This is a genomic window from Paraburkholderia sp. RHO2 (genome assembly GCF_050955445.1).
Taxonomy (GTDB): Bacteria; Actinomycetota; Actinomycetes; order Mycobacteriales; family Mycobacteriaceae; genus Prescottella; species Prescottella agglutinans_A.
The window spans coordinates 198,598-215,017 of the sequence record NZ_CP162617.1 but is presented as its reverse complement, the minus strand read 5'-3'; the positions used below and the strand labels follow the sequence as shown (position 1 = coordinate 215,017).

Sequence of the window (16,420 nt, the reverse complement as noted above, 5' to 3'; positions counted from 1 at the left end):
GGCCACTTGATGCAACCCCCGAGTTGCATATCGGTGAGACGGGCCCGCGCGGCTCCGCCGCCTTGTCCGCAATGTCCGCTCGGCATTCCAAGACGGCAACTTCGCACAGATAGCCCCCAGCTAGCTGCGGTATTCTCGCGTCCGGCCAACCGACGGCTGCGCGGCGCCACGCCCCACCGTCCAGCGACGGAAGGGGCATGCGTGAGCGAGACCCTGCACCTGGTCGACGGGGACACCGCGGCCGCAACCACCACGACAACCGCCGCGCCCACCCGGGCGCGGCGACTACGGATCACCCCCGCCGATGTCGTCGCCACCACGGCGTTCGTCGCGCTCGCGGTGTTCGTGCTCGGCCGCCAGTGGAAGCACCTCGGCGACGGCTACCTCGTCACCAGCGGCCAGGACCAGACGATGTGGGAGTGGTTCTTCGCGGTCACCGCCCACTCGCTCGCCAACTTCGAGAGCCCGCTCTCGAGCACGCTGCAGAACTATCCGCTGGGCGTGAACCTCATGGCCAACACCGCGATGTTCGGCGTGAGCATCCCGCTCGCACCGATCACGCTGCTGTTCGGCCCCACCGTCACGTTCACGCTCGCGCTCACGCTCGGCCTGTCCGGCACCGCGACCGCGTGGTACTGGGTGCTGTCCCGGCACATCGTCACGTCGAAGCTCGCGGCCGCGGTGGGCGGCCTGTTCTGCGGCTTCGCGCCGGCGATGATCTCGCACACCAACGGCCACCCCAACTTCGTGGCGCTGTACCTGCTGCCGTTCATCGCGCTGCTGGTGATCCGCCTCGGCAGCGGCGAGCGGCCCGTCCGCAACGGCGTGATGCTCGGACTGGCCGTCGCCTACCAGATCTTCCTCGGCGAAGAGCCCCTGCTGATCTACTCGATCGCGTTCGCGATATTCGGGATCGCCTACGGAGCATCACGGCCCAGCGACGCGATCGCCGCCGCCAGGCGCGGGTTCACGGGGCTGTGCGTTGCCGGCGTCGTCGCGCTCGCGATCGTCGCGGTGCCGCTGTGGTGGCAGTTCTTCGGGCCGCAGAGCTACCACTCGATCGAGCACGGCCCGGTCGGCAACGACGCCAACGCCTTCACCCGCTTCCCCTCCCAGTCCCTCGCCGGCGATCCGGGATCCGCGGTGGGTCTGTCCATGAACGCCACCGAGGAGAACGCCTTCTTCGGCTGGCCGCTACTGCTGCTGGTCGCGATGACCGCGGTGTGGCTGTGGCGGGTACGCCTGGCCCGCGCCGCCGCGGCGACCGTCGCCGTGATGGCTGTGCTTTCTCTGGGCGTCGAGCTGACCGTCGCGCACAACGACACCGGCATCGCCCTGCCGTGGTCGTGGTTCGCGAAGCTGCCGCTGCTCGAATCCGTGCTCGAGTCCCGCTTCGCGATGGGCTGCATCCCGGCCATCGCGATCCTGCTGGCACTCGGCACCGACCGGGCGATCGCGGCCGGCCGCGTCGGACAGCGGTCGACGACACTGTTGTGGCTGGGCTGGCTCGCCGTCTCGCTGCTGCCGCTGGCCCCCGCGCCCGCGCCCGTCGCACACCGCGCACCGGTGCCCGCATTCTTCGCCGACGGAACCTGGCGCTCCTACGTGTCCGACGGGTCCGTCGTCACGGTCCCGCTGCCGCGCCCCGAGGACGCCAAGGCACTGCAGTGGCAGGTCCAGCAGAACTTCGGCTACCCGATCGCCGGCGGCTACTTCGTCGGCCCCGCCGGACCCGAGGACAAGGGCAAGTACGGCCCCGACGACCGCCCGACCGCGATGCTGCTCGGCAAGACACAGAACACCGGCGAGATGCCGACCATCGACGACGCCACCCGCGCCACCGCGCTCGAGGACCTCAGATTCTGGAACGCCGACGTGGTCGTGCTGCCGCCCGGCAAGAACGACCAGGTGCTCCGCGCCACCGTCGAGCAACTCCTCGGCGACCCCGGCCGCCGCGTCGACGGCGTCTGGGTGTGGGACGTGCGAGATCTGACCTGACCGGGCCGCTCACCTAGAGTCGATGAACGTGCCCGACGTCCTGACAGCCCCAGCCCCGGCCACCGAACGCGCCTCCGCGAAGGACGTGCGGATCGCCCGCCTCGTCGCCATCGTCAGCGGCCTGCTCGGCGTGATCCTCGCGATCGCGACACCGTTCCTGCCGGTGAAGCAGGACGCGGCATCGGTGAGCTGGCCGCAGAACGGCAGCCTCACCAGCGTCGAGGCACCGCTCGTGTCGTACACCCCGCAGCAGCTGCACGTGACGATCCCGTGCGCGGCCGTCGGGCAGCTCGCCGGCCAGGGCGGTGCGCTCGTCGCGACCGCTCCCCCGCAGGCCGGGCGCGCCGAGGCCGACGGCCTGGTCATCAAGGTCGACGCGGCGTCCGACACCGAACCCGCGCGGCTGCGGGCGATCCTGCGCGACACCGCGCTGCTGTCGCTGCCGCTGAGCGACCTGCAGGGCTGCTCCGAGATCGTGGTGACGTCGGACGCGCAGGGCACCACCGCGGCCGTCACCGGACTCGCCGACCAGCAGGCCACCACGATCTCCGGCGACGTCCGGCCGCAGATGGTCGGCATCTTCTCCGACCTGCAGGGCACCCCGCCGCCGGGCCTGGACGTGCGCGCCGACCTCGACTCCCGGTTCTCTTCGACCCCCACCCTGATCAAGCTGGTCGCGATGATCGTCGCCGTCCTCGCGACGATCGTGTCGCTGGTCGCGCTGCACCGCCTCGACAGCGTCGACGGCCGCCGGGCCCGCCGCTTCCTGCCCGCCCGCTGGTGGAAGTTCACCGGGATCGACGCCGTCGTGATCGGCGGCCTGCTGGTGTGGCACGTCATCGGCGCCAACACGTCCGACGACGGCTACCTGCTCAACATGGCCCGCGTCTCCGAGCACGCCGGCTACATGGCCAACTACTTCCGCTGGTTCGGCGTGCCCGAGGCCCCGTTCGGCTGGTACTACGACGTGCTGGTGCTGTTCGCGAAGGTGAGCACCGCGAGCATGTGGATGCGCCTGCCCGCGCTCATCGCCGGCATCCTCTGCTGGATGATCATCAGCCGCGAGGTGATCCCCCGGCTGGGCACGGCGGTGCGCCGCAGCAACGTCGCCATGTGGACCGCCGGACTGGTGTTTCTCGCGTTCTGGCTGCCGTTCAACAACGGCCTGCGCCCCGAACCGATCATCGCCCTGGGCGCGCTGCTGACGTGGTGCTCGATCGAACGGGCCGTCGCCACCGGGCGGGTGCTGCCCGCCGCGTTCGCCGTGCTGATCGCCGCGTTCTCCCTGGCCGCCGGCCCGTCCGGCATGATCACCATCGCCGCGCTCATCGCCGGTGCCCGGTCGATCGTGCAGACCGTGGTGCGCCGCAGCCGGAAGGTCGGCGTCGTCGGGCAGGTCGCACCGATCCTCGCGTCCGGCACCGTCGTGCTGATCGCGGTGTTCGCCGACCAGACCCTCGCGTCGGTCCTCGAGGCCACCCGTGTCCGCACCGCCGTCGGCCCCAACGTCGCGTGGTTCGACGAGCGCGTGCGCTGGGACGCGCTGCTCAACATCTCCCCCGACGGCTCACTGGCCCGCCGCTTCGGCGTCTTCGTCATGCTGCTGTGCCTGGTGGTGTGCGTGATGATGATGCTGCGCCGCGGGGGCCGCATCCCCGGCACCTCGCTCGGGCCGTCCCGCCGCATCCTCGGCATCATCTTCGCCTCGCTGCTGCTCATGAGCTTCACGCCCACCAAGTGGACCCACCACTTCGGCGTGTACGCGGGCCTCGCCGGCTCGGTGGCCGCGCTCGCCGCCGTCGCGGTTGCCGGCGCCAGCCTGCGGTCCAAGCGCAACCGGACCCTCTTCGCGGCCGGGGTGCTGTTCATCCTGGCGCTGTCGTTCACCGGATCCAACGGCTGGTGGTACGTCTCGAGCTACGGCGTCCCGTGGTGGGACAAGCCGCCGTCCATCGCGGGCAAGGGCTTCTCGACCGCGCTGCTCGGGCTGACCGTGCTCGCGCTGCTGCTGGCCGCCTGGTACCACATCCGCGAGCCGTACGAGAAGGACCGCGCTCCCGGGAACGGCAACGGCGGTCGCCTCGCGCGGATCCGACGCTGGTCGCCCGCGCCGCTCACCCTCGCCGCCGCCGCCGTCGTGCTGTTCGAGGTGCTCTCGCTGCTCAAGGGCGCCGTCGCGCAGTACCCCGCCTACTCGATCGCGCAGTCGAACCTGCGCTCGATCACCGGCAGCACGTGCGCGCTCGCCGACTTCGTCCTGGTCGAGAACGACCCGAACGCGTCGACGCTGACGCTGCTGAACCCGCCCGCCGATCAGGCCGGGGCCGGGGCATTCGGCGCGACCGCGGCCACCGGTTTCACGGCGAACGGCGTGGCCGGCGACCTCACCGCCGACAAGGAGAACGTCGCGACCGGCGGCGCCAACAGCGTCGACCAGGGCACCGACTCCAACTCGCAGAAGGAGACGGCCGGCACCGGCGCCGGCACGAGCGGCGGCACCGAGACCACCGCCGGCGTCAACGGCAGCAGCGTCTCGCTGCCGTTCGGGCTCGACCCGGCGACCACCCCGGTGCTCGGCAGCCACCAGAGCGGAGCCCAGCAGGCCGCCGACCTCGTCACCGGCTGGTACGGGCTGCCCGAACGCAGCGACGACGCCCCGATCCTGACGATCGCCGCCGCCGGACGCATCCACTCCGTCGACGCCGACGGTCTCGTCACCGAAGGCGGCCTGCTCGAGGTCGAGTACGGCACCCGCACCGCCGACGGCGGCGTCGACGTGCACGGCCGCGTCGCGCCCATCGACATCGGACCGGCACCGTCGTGGCGGAACCTGCGCGTGCCGCTCGATCAACTGCCCGCCGACGCGAACGCCGTCCGCCTGGTCGCGTCCGACACCGGACTCGCACCCGATCAGTGGCTGGCCGTGACCCCGCCGCGCGTGCCGCACATGCAGACGCTGCAGACCGTCGTCGGCAGCAGCGCCCCGGTGTTGCTGGACTGGTCGGTGGGTCTCGCGTTCCCGTGCCAGCGGCCGTTCGACCACCACGACGGCGTCGCCGAGGTGCCCGAGTACCGAATCCTGCCCGACCGCGTCGGCGCCCAGGCCACCAACGCGTGGCAGGACGCCATCGGCGGCGGCCCGCTCGGCTGGACCCCGCTGCTGCTCGACGCCCAGACCATCCCGACGTACCTGGCCGACGACTGGCGTCGGGACTGGGGTTCGCTGGAGCGGTTCACGCCGATCGACGAGTCCGCGCGCCCGGCGGAGATCGCTGTGGAGCAGACCACCCGATCGGGTCTGTGGTCGCCCGGACCGATCCGGGAGACGCCGCCCGCCTGACCTGCCTGTGAACCAGCTGAGAGCCATCGGCCTCGTTTAGGTAACGGAAACATCTCGCCTACGATCGACAACCGTGCCAGACGTTGTAACCGCCCCCGCGCCCGGTCCCGAAGCCAGCGCCCCGCCCCCGGCTTCGACAGCCCGCGACACGCACTTCCGCAAGGCGCGGTTGACCGCCGTCGTGACCGGTCTGATCGGTGTGCTGCTCGCGTTGGCGACGCCGTTCCTGCCGGTCGAGCAGACCGCGGCGACGGTGTCGTGGCCGGACAACGGCGTCGCAGCCAACATCGAGGCCCCGCTGGTGTCGCAGGTGCCGGTGTCGCTGTCGGCGACCATCCCCTGTCGGGCCGTCGCCGAACTGCCCGCCGAGGGCGGCATGCTGCTGGCCACCGCACCCGCCCAGGGTGAGGGCGCCGCGCTCAACGCGATGTTCGTGCGCGTCTCGCAGGAGTCCGTCGACGTCCTCGACCGCAACGTGATCGTCGCGTCGGCGCCGCGTGCCGACGTCCAATTCGGGCAGTGCTCGGAGATCGTCATCACCTCCGACGTCGGGAAGACCACCGCCGAGTTCGTGGGCCTGACGAACGACGATGGCAAGCCGCTCGCCGGTGAACTCCTCAACGACTACCGCCCGCAGGTGGTCGGCGTCTTCACCGACCTCGACGGCAAGTCCGTCCCCGGCCTCAGCTTCACCATGGACGTCGACTCGCGGTTCTCGTCGACCCCGACGCTGATCAAGCTGGTCGCGATGCTCGGCGCCGTGCTCGCCACCGCCGTGTCCCTCGTCGCGCTGCACCGCCTCGACAGCGTCGACGGCCGCCGAGCCCGCCGCTTCCTGCCCGCCCGCTGGTGGAAGGTCACCGGCGTCGACGTCGTCGTGGTCGGCACCCTCGTCGGCTGGCACTTCTTCGGCGCCAACACGTCCGACGACGGCTACCTGCTCACCATGGCGCGCGCGTCCGAGCACTCCGGCTACATGGCCAACTACTTCCGCTGGTTCGGCGTCCCCGAGGCCCCGTTCGGCTGGTACTACGACGTCCTCGCGGCGTTCGCGAAGGTCTCCACCGCGAGCCCGTGGATGCGCCTGCCCGCGCTGATCGCCGCGATCCTGTGCTGGATGGTGATCAGCCGCGAGGTGGTGCCGCGCCTCGGTCGCGCCGTGCGCCACAACTCGGTCGCGCTGTGGACCGGCGGCCTGGTGTTCCTCGCGTTCTGGCTGCCCTACAACAACGGCCTGCGCCCCGAACCGATCGTCGCCGTCGGCGCGCTGCTGACCTGGTGCTCGATCGAACGAGCCATCGCCACCGGCCGTCTGCTGCCCGCCGCGATCGCCGCCCTCGTCGGCGCGTTCACGCTCGCCGCCGCACCGACCGGCCTCATGTGCATCGCCGCGCTGCTCGCCGGCCTGCGCCCCCTCACCCGACTCGTCGTCCGCCGCCGCCACCAGATCGGCACGCTGTCGCAGCTGCTGCCGTTCGCCGCGGCCGGCACCCTCGTCCTCGTCGTCGTGTTCGGCGACCAGACGTTCGCCTCCGTCATGGAGGCCACCCGCGTCCGCACGATCATCGGCCCGAACCTGGAGTGGTACCAGGACTTCCTGCGCTACTACTACCTGTTCGTCCCGACCACCGACGGCTCCCTGGCCCGCCGCTTCGCGTTCCTGACGATGCTGCTGTGCCTGTTCACGGTGCTGTTCGTGTTCCTGCGCCGCAAGGGCATCCCCGGCGTCGCGTCCGGGCCGTCGTGGCGCCTGATGGGCATCGTCTTCGGAACGATCTTCTTCATGATGTTCAACCCCACGAAGTGGACCCACCACTTCGGGGCGTACGCGGGCATCGCCGGATCGCTCGCCGCGCTGACCGCCGTCGTCGTGTCCGCCAGCGCGCTGCGCTCGCGCCGCAACCGCACCATCTTCCTGGCCGGGCTGCTGTTCGTGCTCGCGCTGTCGTTCTCCGGCATCAACGGCTACTGGTACGTCTCGAGCTACGGCGTCCCGTGGTTCGACAAGACCGTGTCCCTCGGCGGCCGGGAATCGAGCACCCTGTTCCTGATGCTGTTCGGTCTCGCGCTCGCGCTGATCGCGTGGCAGTACCTACGTGAGGGCTACGCACCCCCGCCCGAGAACGCCGGCAGCCCCAAGGGTCGACGGATCCGCAAGTTCGCCGCCGCCCCGCTGACCCTCGTCGCCGGACTGATGGTGCTGTTCGAGGTGCTCTCGCTCCTCAAGGGCGCCGCGTCGCAGTACCCGGCGTACTCGCTGGCCCGCTCCAACATCGAAGCGCTCACCGGCAAGACCTGCGGTCTCGCCGAGGACGTCCTCGTCGAACAGGACGCCAACGCCGGCGCGCTCACCCCCGTCGTCGACCCGCGAAACCCGCTCGCCGACCCCAACGACCCGCTCGCCGGCAGCAAGCCCGTCGGCTTCACCCCCAACGGGGTGCCCGCCGACCTCACCGCCGACTACGTCGAAGTCAAGGCCGGCATGGGCAACACCGACAACCAGAGCGTCGGCCCCACCTTCGAGACCGGCTCCGGCTCCGGCACCGACGGCGGCCAGGGCGCCCTCGGCGTCAACGGCAGCACCGTCAAACTGCCGTTCGGCCTCGACCCCGCCCACACCCCCGTGCTCGGCAGCTACCAGGACGGCGTCCAGCAGCAGGCATCCGTCGTCTCCAGCTGGTACCAGCTACCCGAACGCAGCGACGACGCCCCGCTGATCGTCATCTCCGCCGCCGGCCGCATCTGGTCCGTCGACGACACCGGCAAGCCCACCTACGGGCAGCCCCTCAACCTCGAGTACGGCAAGCGCCAGCCCGACGGCAGCGTCGACATCCAGGGCACCTACCTGCCCCGCGACGTCGGACCCGCACCGTCGTGGCGGAACCTGCGGATCCCGCTCGACGAACTGCCCGCCGACACCGACGTCGTGCGGATCAACGCCGCCGACCCCAACCTCACCGGCGACCAGTGGTTCGCCTTCACGCCGCCGCGCGTGCCGAAGCTGGCGTCGCTCAACAGCGTCGTCGGCAGCGAACAGCCCGTCCTGCTCGACTGGGCCGTCGGCCTGCAGTTCCCATGCCAGCGTCCCTTCGACCACCTCAACGGCATCGCCGAGATGCCGAACTACCGGATCCTGCCCGACCGGCCCCTCGCCGTCAGCTCCACCGACACCTGGCAGTCCCTCGAAAACGGCGGCCCCCTCGGCTGGACCGAAATGCTCGCCAGCGCCACCACCGTCCCCACGTACCTGAAGAACGACTGGGCACGCGACTGGGGCTCCCTCGAGCGGTACGACCGGTACTACCCTGACGCCCAGCCCGCCGACGTCAGCACCGAGCAGATCAACCGGTCCGGCTTCTGGTCGCCGGGAACCATGCGGGTGTACGAGCCGTAGTTCGCCGTCGTTTGAGCTGAAGGTCCCTTCATACGCTGTCAGCGTATGAAGGGACCTTCAGCTTTCTCCACAGGGTGCGCGGCTATCCACAAGCCGGGACGTCGTCGGTGCTCGAGGCAGCTGGCGGGGAGGTCGGGGCGTCATGCTGTGGGCATGGGGGAACGGATATGGACGCCGGACGCGATCGCCGAGCTACGCCGCTTCGCTGTGAGCGGGATCGTGCGGGTGCGCGATCTGCTGTCGGCTGGGATGTCAGGCTCCGCCATCAGCTATCGTTGCCGGCCGGAGGGGCCGTGGCAGCGCCTTCTTCCGGGACTCGTTCTCATGCACAACGGCGTGCCGAGTCAACGTGAACGGCGCACGGCAGCGCTGCTCTACTGCGGATCCGGCTCGATGCTCACCGGCCGTGCAGCCCTGGCCGAGCACGGATACCGCTCATCCGAGTCGTTCTCCGACGTGCACGTTCTGATCACGCACGCGCGGCGGATGCTGTCGACGGGCTTTCTCGTCGTGGAGCGGACAACCCGACTACCGACGCCCGTGAACCGAAACGGATTGGCCTGCAGTCCCCTGCCACGCGCACTTCTCGACGCGGCGCGGCGCTCGACGACCACACGCGCGGCACGGGCACTCCTCGCAGAGGCAGTACAACGCGGTGACGTCACGCCCGCCGTATTGGCGACAGAACTCGAGGCCGGCAGCAACCGCGGCTCCGCCCTTCCTCGGAAGGTTCTGCGGGAGGTGAGCGCCGACGTCCACTCCACTGCCGAGGCGGACGCCCGCACGCTGTGGCTCGGCAGCGGGCTTCCGACCATGAGCTTCAATCGCCAAATCGAAACGACCACAGGACAGTTCATTGCTCAACCGGATGGCTGGATAGACGAGGTGGCGCTCGCCTGGGAAATCGATTCACTCGAATGGCATCTCTCACCGGACGACTACGAGCAGACCCTTGCGCGGCGGGCACGCATGCAGAACGCGGGGATCATCGTGTTGGCCGTCATCCCACGCCAGTTGCGGGAAGCACCGGATCGCGCGATCTCAGACCTGCGCGCGCACTACGAACTGGCGCGCTCCAGACCCCGTCCACCGCTGAGGATGCGGCCGCTACCGCCCACCGAAACAGCTGAAGGGACCATTCATGCGCTGTGAGCGCACAAAGGGTCCCTTCAGCTGGACCACAGGGTCAGAACGGGAGCAGATGATGCTTGCGCGGGTTCTTGAAGACCGTCTTGTCGCGGAGCAGCGTGAGCGCCTTGCGGATCTCGAGGCGGGTGGTCGACGGCTCGATGACGGCGTCGATGTAGCCGCGCTCGGCCGCGATGTACGGCGTCGCGACGTGCTCGTTGTAGAAATTGATGAGCTGCGCGCGGACGGCGGGAGCGTTCTCGCCGGCCGCCTCGAGCTGACGGCGACCGATGATGTTGACAGCACCCTCGGCGCCCATGACCGCGATGCGGGCGGTGGGCCACGCGAAGTTGACGTCGGCTCCGAGCTGCTTGGAGCCCATCACCGCGTAGCCGCCGCCGTACGACTTGCGCACCACGACGGTCACCTTCGGGACGGTCGCCTCGACGTACGCGAACAGGAAGCGGCCACCACGCTTGATGACGCCGACCTTCTCCTGATCTACACCCACCAGGAAGCCGGGGGTGTCGACGACGAACACCAGCGGAATGTCGTACGCATTGCAGACCCGCACGAAGTGCGCGGCCTTGTCCGACGCGTCCGCGTCGAGCGCACCCGACAGGTGCATCGGCTGGTTCGCGACCACGCCGACCGGACGGCCGTCGACCCGGGCATAGCCGGTGATGACGTTCTGCGCCGTCTGGCCGCGGACCTCGAGAAACTCGCCGTCGTCGAAGATCTTGATGAGGATGTCGTGCATGTCGTAGCCGGCGTTGTCGGCGTCGGGCATGAACGTGTCGAGCGACAGATCGTCCTCGGTGATCTCCGGCTCGAGACCCGGGTTGATGATCGGGGGCTTCTCGGTGCAGCTCGACGGCATGTAGCTCAGGTACTGGCGCGCGTACTCGAACGCGGCCTTCTCGTCGGCCGCGACGTGATGGATGTTGCCGTACTGGGCCTGGTTGCGGGCGCCACCCAGCTCGTCGAGGCTGACGTCCTCGCCGGTCACGGACTTGATGACGTCCGGACCGGTGACGAACATGTACGACTCTTCGGTCGCGATCACGATGTCGGTGTTGATCGGGGCGTACACCGCACCGCCGGCGCACTTGCCGAGGATGATCGAGATCTGCGGGCACATGCCCGACAGCGGCTCCTGGCGCCGGCCCATCTCGGCGTACCACGCGAGCGAGGTCACCGCGTCCTGGATGCGGGCACCGGCGGACTCGTTGATGCCGACGACGGGGCAGCCGATCTTGATGGCGAAGTCGTTGACAGCCGCGACCTTGCGGCCGAAGATCTCGCCGGCCGCACCGCCGAAGACGGTCTGGTCGTGCGCGAACACCGCGACCGGACGCCCGTCGACCAGGCCGTGGCCGGTGACGACACCGTCGCCGTACGGGTTGGACGCGTCGCCGGGCTGCCGGGCGAGCTGCCCGAGCTCGACGAACGTGCCCGGATCGAGCAGCATGTCGATCCGTTCGCGCGGCGTGGGAAGTCCCTTGTCCTTGCGCTTCTGGATCGCTTTCGGGTTACCCGGGGCCTTCGACAGCTCGAGCTTTTCGTGCAGTTCCGCAAGCTTTTCTGCGGTGGTGGTGCTCACTCAGTTGCTCCGCTTCTCGATCTCGGCCAGCTTGTTCGACAGATCCGCGCCGACCTTGGAGATGTACGGCTCGTCGACGATCTGGATGTGGTCGCCACCGATGTAGACGACCTCGAGGTTCTTCGCCGCCTCGCCCCAGCCGCCGTCGGGCTGACGTGTCCCGAACGAGGGCTCGAGGTTGATCGCGTCGTCGTGGTACTTGTCCGCCATGTACAGCACGACGTCGCCGTCGTACTGCTGCAGGTCCGCCGTCTGGATGGCCCGGTTGTCGAGCCACGACGTGCGCTGGTGCTCGATGATGCCGCCGGGGATCTTGGCACCGCTGAGCTTGAGCAGGTCCATGAGGATCTGGATCTGCTCCTCGTCGCTGCCGGCCTCCGCCAGCTTGTCGAACGGCAGCGGCGCGTCGACGCCGTACGTCTTCTTCGCAAATGCCGCATAACGCTGCCAGCGGGCCCGGATCTCGTCCGGGGTGTCCTCGACCTTCTCGCCCGCCATGACGGTGTCGATCAGGCCGACGATCCGGACGTCGGCGCCCTGCTCGCGCAGCTGACGGGCCACCGCGTAGGCGAGCACGCCGCCGAGCGACCAGCCGGCCAGCACGTACGGGCCGTCGCCCTGGATCTCCCGCAGCAGCGGCACGTACGCCGCGGCCCGCTCGTCGATCGGGCCCTCGACCCGTTCGAGACCGAACATCGGGGTGTGCGCGGGCAGCCGCTTGAGCAGCGGCTCGTACGCCACCGTCGACCCACCGGCCGGATGGAACACGAACACCGGCACGGCATCCGACCCCTCGGCCCGCGGACGCAGCGTCCGCACCAGGCCGTCGATCTTCAGCCCGTCCTCGAGATGCTGACGCACCGTCTCGGCCAGCTGCTCGATCGTCTCGGCGTCGAGCACGTCGTCGACGGTGATCTCGCCGCCGGCCCGCTCCGTCAGCCGCGCCGCCAACTTCTCCGCCGACTCGTCGTCGAGGATCGGCAGCGTCGCGAAGATGCTCTTCGCCGACTTACCGGTCACCACCGCCCACGTCGCGAACGTCAGACGCTCGGCCGCGTCACGCGGCGGCACGTCCACCTCGCCGGACTCGGCCGGAGCCTCCTCGGTCTCGGCGGAATCGGGAATCTCCGGGGCGGCGGCCGCCGAAACGGTCTCCCCGGCGTCCTTCTCGGCCTGCTGCTGCGCGGCGAGCGCCGCGACCTCCTCGCGGTTCTCCACCGCGTAGCGCAGGTACTTCGCGACGTCGTGCAGGCTCGCGTCCTTCACCGCCGCCAGCTGCAGCTGCGGGATGTCGAACTCGTACTCGACGCGGTTCTTGATCCGCACCGCCATCAGCGAGTCCAGACCCAGCTCGACCAGCGGAATCTCGCCCGGCAGATCCTCCGGCGCGTATCCCATCGACTCGGCGACGATGATCGTCAGCCGGTCCTCGAGCGTCTGCGAGCTCGCCGGATCCCAGCGGTCCGCGAAAACCTCGGCAGCCTCGTCTGATATGTCGTCCGACACGGTCGGCTTCGCGGCGGCGACGGCGATCACCGGCTCGGGCAGCGCCTCCCCCGACGACACGACGGCGTCGAGCAGCAGCGCGAACGAGACGCCGGTCTTCGCGTGCACCTGCACGGACGCGCCGCCGAGGTGCGGGACCAGCGTGGTGGTCAGGGTTCCGGTCGACGGCACCTCGCCGTGCGCGACGGCACCGGTGAGCGCGACGTCCGCGAACAGCTGCGACGCGGCGACGGTCACCAGCGCGTTCAGGTCGGTGACGGCGGACGCGTCCACCTCCCAGGCGTGGCGGCCGTCCGGCAGCGCGACGTGCGCACCGGGGACGCGGGAGTTGCCCGACGACGACACCCGCGCGTCGATCCAGTGCCGCTTGCGCAGGAACGCGGTGCGCGGCAGGTCGGCGTAGGCGCCCACGGGGAGCAGCGACGGCAGATCGACGGCGTGGCCGTGGACGTACAGCTGCGCGAGCGCGGTCAGCACGCCGAGCGGCTCGTCCTCCTTGCGCTTGAGCGTCTGAATCAGCTGCGTGTCGGCGACACCGGCGGCCCACGCGGTGGCCGCGACGGACATCAGCGTCACCGGGTTGGGCGCGAGCTCCACGAACGTGGTGTGCCCGGCGTCGACGGCGTGCTTCACGGCGTTGGTGAAGTACACGCTGTGCCGCAGACCCTTGGTCCAGTACTCGACCGGATGGATCGGCGCGTGCCCGGCCGGGTAGAACGCGTCCTGGTCCACCGACGAGTACTGACCGATCTTCAGCTTGTGCGGTTCGATGCCGGCCAGCTCGGCCGCGAGCTCACCGAGCAGCGGATCCACCTGCGACGTGTGGCTGGCGCCCTTGGTCTGCAGGACGCGGGCCAGCTTCTCCTCCGCCTCGGCGCGCGCGACGATCGCGTTCACCTCGGGCTCGGGACCGCCGATCACCGTGTGGGTGGGGGCCGCGTAGACGCACACCTCGAGGTTCGGGAAGTCGGGCAGGACGTTCTCGATCTCGGCGGCGCTGTACTCGACGAGGGCCATCAGGCGGATGTCGTCGCCTTCGAGCAGACCCTCGGCCTCGCCCATCAGGCGCGAACGCGAGCAGATGACGCGGACGGCGTCCTCGAGCGACAGACCGCCCGAGACGTACGCGGCGGCGGCCTCACCCATCGAGTGCCCGACCAGCGCGGACGCGTCGGCGCCGTGGTGGCGCAGCGTCTTGGCCAGCGCGACCTGGATCGTGAAGATGCCGACCTGCGACGTCTCGACGTCGTAGTCGAGCGAGTCGTCGAGGAACTTCTCCTTCATGGAGTAGCCGGCCTCGTCCTCGATCAGCGCGTCGACCTCGTCGACGGCAGCACGGAACACCGAGTTCTCGATGTACAGCTGCTTGGCCATCTTGCGGTGCTGCGAGCCGTAGCCCGAGAACACCCAGACGGGGCCCTTCGCGGCGGGCGCGTCGGCGGCCAGCACGCCCGGGGCGGGCTTGCCGGCGGCGACGGCGCGGAGGCCGGTGACGGCCTCGGCGTGGTTCTTGGCGATCACGACGGCACGGGACCGGCCGTGGTTGCGCTTGGCGAGGGTGCGCGCGACGTCGGCGAGCGGCGTGCGGCTGCCCTCCTCGGTCTCGAGCCAGTTGGCCAGGTCCTCGGCGGCGCGGCGGCGACGCGAGGGCATCGACGCCGACACCGCCAGCAGGACCGCGGTCTCGGCGACCTCGACGGCATCCGACGCCTCGTCGAGCCCGACCGACGCGGCAGCCTCGGCGAGCATCCGCTCGGCCTCGGCCTCGATCGTGGTGTTCTCGTGGTCGAGGTCGACCTGCTCGGACTCGACAGCGTCGACCTGCCCGGGGCCGGTGTACTCACGGACCACGACGTGCGCGTTGGTGCCGCCGAAGCCGAAGCCGGACACGCCCGCAACGGCCTTGCCGGTGTAGCGCGGCCACGCCGTCGCCTCCGGGATGACCTGCAGGTGCGCCTTGTCGAACTGGATGTACGGGTTGGGGCCCGCGTAGTTGAGCGACGCCGGGATGACGTCCTCCTGCATCGCGAGCACGACCTTGATCAGGCCGGCCGCACCCGCGGCGGCCTCGAGGTGACCGAAGTTGGTCTTGGCCGAGCCCAGCAGGGCCGGCTTGTCGGCGTCGCGCCCGCGGCCGACGACGCGGCCCAGGGCGTCCGCCTCGATCGGGTCACCGAGGATCGTGCCGGTGCCGTGCGCCTCGATGTAGTCGACGCCGGAGGGGAGGATGCCCGCGTCGCGGTAGGCGTGACGGAGGCAGTCGGCCTGCGCGTCCGGGTTGGGAGCGAGTAGACCGTTGGAGCGACCGTCCTGGTTGACGGCGGTACCGGCGATGACCGCGAGGATGGTGTCGCCGTCCCGCTCGGCGTCCTCGAGCCGCTTGAGCACGACGACGCCGCCGCCCTCGGCGCGGACGATGCCGTTCGCGTCGGACGAGAAGGCCTTGATCTTGCCGTCCGCCGTGAGAACGCCGCCCTCGTCGAAGCCGAGCGTCGCGGGCGGCGCGAGCAGCATGTTCACACCACCGGCGAGCGCGATCTCCGACTCACCCTCACGCAGGCTGCGCACCGCCTGGTGCACCGCGACCAGCGACGACGAGCACGCCGTGTCGAGGGCGATCGACGGGCCGCGGAAGTCGTAGAAGTACGAGACGCGATTCGCGACGATCGCGGTCGACGTGCCGGTCAGCGCGTACGGGTGCGCCGAGGCCGGATCGCTCACCGCGAGCAGCTGGTAGTCGTTGGCCGACGAGCCGAGGAACACGCCGACCTCGCGGCCCTTGAGCTGGTTCGCCGGGATGTGCGCGTGCTCGAGCGCCTCCCACGTGAGCTCGAGCGCGAGCCGCTGCTGCGGGTCCACGTTCTGGACCTCGAGCGGAGACATCGCGAAGAACTCCGCGTCGAAGCCCTGCACGTCGTCGAGGTAGCCGCCCTTGGTGGCGGCCTTCTCGACGGCCGCCGCCACGTACGGATCGGCGGTGAACTCCACCCAGCGGTCCTCGGGCAGCTCGGTGACCGCGTCGCGGCCCTCGATCAGCAGCTTCCACATCTCCTGCGGGGTGTGCCCGGTGCCCGGGAACCGGGTGGCCAGACCCACGATCGCGATGTCGTGGGACTGCCCGGCCGGGACGCCGCCCCGGTAGTACGCGCCGTCCTCGGCGTCCTCGGGCACGTCCGGCTCGCCCTCGATGATGCGCGTGGCCAACGAGGCGATGGTCGGATTCTGGTACACGATCGTGGCCGAGAGCGTGACACCCACGAGGTCCTCGATCTCGCCCGACAGCGCGACAGCGTCGCGGGAGGAGAGACCGAACTCCTCCATCGGTCGATCGTCGGATATCGCCGAGGCCGGTTGCCCGGTGGCCTCCGCGACCCAGTTACGCAGCCATTCGCGCAGCTGCGCGACCGTCATCTCGTGTTCAGCCATCAAATCACCAAGCAATCGGTCGGTA

6 protein-coding genes are annotated in these 16,420 nt (G+C 70.1%); 4 read left to right on the top strand and 2 right to left on the bottom strand.

What is annotated here, in order from left to right:
* Nucleotides 1–201 precede the first annotated feature (201 nt).
* The 4 genes from ABTV10_RS00890 (at nt 202) to ABTV10_RS00875 (ending at nt 9,884) form a co-directional block, all read left to right on the top strand.
* Nucleotides 202–1,998 (top strand): hypothetical protein, encoded by a 1,797-nt coding sequence (locus ABTV10_RS00890; protein ID WP_499031938.1) that lies wholly within the window; start codon nt 202–204, stop codon nt 1,996–1,998.
* A gap of 28 nt (nt 1,999–2,026) precedes the next feature.
* Nucleotides 2,027–5,338 carry an arabinosyltransferase domain-containing protein gene (locus ABTV10_RS00885; protein ID WP_499031937.1) on the top strand — a complete coding sequence of 1,104 codons (3,312 nt, stop codon included), beginning with the start codon at nt 2,027–2,029 and terminating at the stop codon, nt 5,336–5,338.
* A gap of 73 nt (nt 5,339–5,411) precedes the next feature.
* On the top strand, nt 5,412–8,732 hold the full coding sequence (locus ABTV10_RS00880) for an arabinosyltransferase domain-containing protein (protein ID WP_499031936.1): 3,321 nt from the start codon (nt 5,412–5,414) through the stop codon (nt 8,730–8,732).
* A gap of 153 nt (nt 8,733–8,885) precedes the next feature.
* Nucleotides 8,886–9,884 (top strand): hypothetical protein, encoded by a 999-nt coding sequence (locus ABTV10_RS00875; protein ID WP_499031935.1) that lies wholly within the window; start codon nt 8,886–8,888, stop codon nt 9,882–9,884.
* 34 nt (nt 9,885–9,918) lie between these two features.
* Here the strand turns inward: ABTV10_RS00875 and ABTV10_RS00870 are convergent, their stop codons facing one another.
* Nucleotides 9,919–11,463, bottom strand: a complete 1,545-nt coding sequence (locus ABTV10_RS00870; RefSeq protein WP_499031934.1) for an acyl-CoA carboxylase subunit beta — start codon at nt 11,461–11,463, stop codon at nt 9,919–9,921.
* Entirely contained in the window at nt 11,464–16,395 is a 4,932-nt protein-coding gene (gene pks13, locus ABTV10_RS00865; RefSeq protein ID WP_499031933.1) for a polyketide synthase Pks13, read from the bottom strand.
* Between the last annotated feature and the right edge of the window lie 25 nt (nt 16,396–16,420).

Bases quoted from the DNA above. Each gene is read 5' to 3' on its own strand.
- ABTV10_RS00875 (WP_499031935.1), top strand. From the start codon at position 8,886: ATGGGGGAACGGATATGGACGCCGGACGCGATCGCCGAGCTACGCCGC.
- pks13 (WP_499031933.1), bottom strand. From the start codon at position 16,395: ATGGCTGAACACGAGATGACGGTCGCGCAGCTGCGCGAATGGCTGCGT.